The sequence below is a fragment of the Pseudolysinimonas yzui genome (assembly GCF_014653215.1).
In the GTDB taxonomy this organism is placed as follows: domain Bacteria; phylum Actinomycetota; class Actinomycetes; order Actinomycetales; family Microbacteriaceae; genus Pseudolysinimonas_A; species Pseudolysinimonas_A yzui.
In genome coordinates this window covers 1-1,278 of the sequence record NZ_BNAI01000019.1, presented here as the reverse complement: position 1 = coordinate 1,278, position 1,278 = coordinate 1, and the positions used below count along the sequence as shown (strand labels likewise).

Genomic DNA, 1,278 nt, shown 5'->3' with positions numbered 1-1,278 from the left:
TCGTGCCCCGACCACTTCCTGCGCACCAAGGTCAAGCCGATGCTCGTCGACCTGCCGGCCGGCGCCCCCGTCGAGAAGATCAAGGAGCGTCTCGAGCAGCTGCATGAGGCCTACCGAGCGGACTACACCGCGTACTACGAGAAGCACGCGACCAAGGACAGTCCCGCGATGCGCGGCGCCGACCCGCTGATCGTGCTCGTGCCGGGCGTCGGCATGTTCTCCTACGGCGCCACCAAGCAGACCGCCCGCGTCGCCGGCGAGTTCTACCTCAACGCGATCAACGTGATGCGGGGCGCCGAGGCGATCTCGACCTACACCCCCATCTCGGATGCCGNAATCGGCAAGGCCATCGCGACCCGCCTCGCCGCCGACGGCGCCTGCGTCGTGATCGCCGACCTCGACCTCGCCAAGGCCCAGGAGGCCGCCGCCGAGATCGGTGGCAGCGACGTCGCGATCGGCTTGGAGGTGAACGTCACCGACGCCGACGCGATCGAGAAGCTGGTGCAGGATGCCGTGCTCGCCTTCGGTGGGCTCGACATCGTCGTCAACAACGCCGGCGTCTCGCTCAGCAAGCCGCTGCTGGAGACCACCGAGAAGGACTGGGACTTCCAGCACGACATCATGGCGAAGGGCTCGTTCCTCGTCGCGAAGGCGACCGCGCCCGTGCTCATCGAGCAGAAGATGGGCGGCGACGTGATCTACATCGCCTCGAAGAACTCGGTGTTCGCCGGCCCCAACAACATCGCCTACTCGGCGACGAAGGCCGACCAGGCCCACCAGGTGCGGCTGCTCGCGGTCGAGNTCAACCCGGATGGCGTGGTGCGCGGCTCCGGGATCTTCGCCGCCGGCTGGGGCGCCAACCGCGCGAAGACCTACGGCATCGCCGAAGACAAGCTCGGCGAGTTCTACGCTCAGCGCACCATCCTCAAGCGCGAAGTGCTGCCCGAGAACGTCGCCAACGCCGTCTCGGTGCTCACCGGGCCCGACCTGTCGCACACCACCGGCCTCCACATCCCGGTCGACGCGGGCGTCGCCGCCGCCTTCCTGCGCTGAGCGCGCGGCCGGGCACGATGATGGGGGGATGGCGTTGAGCACTCGAAGCGGTGGGGCCGTCGCGGCGGTCGACCTGGGTGCGACGAGCGGCCGGGTGCTGCTCGGCTACGTCGGCCACGATGAGCTGCGGCTGACGGATGTCGCGCGCTTCAAGAACGCGCCGGTGCGCACCCTCGACGGGCTGCACTGGAGCGTGCTCGAGCTCTACCGCGACCTCGTCGAAGG

At 69.0% G+C, this 1,278-nt stretch carries 1 protein-coding gene and 1 pseudogene; both read left to right on the top strand.

Annotated features, from left to right (window positions below; translation table 11 throughout):
- Positions 1-1,053 (top strand): SDR family oxidoreductase (locus tag IE173_RS15395; protein WP_191284411.1); only part of this gene is annotated, 1,053 nt, incomplete at its 5' end.
- A gap of 28 nt (positions 1,054-1,081) precedes the next feature.
- A pseudogene (locus IE173_RS15390) lies at positions 1,082-1,278 on the top strand (rhamnulokinase); the annotation flags it as partial.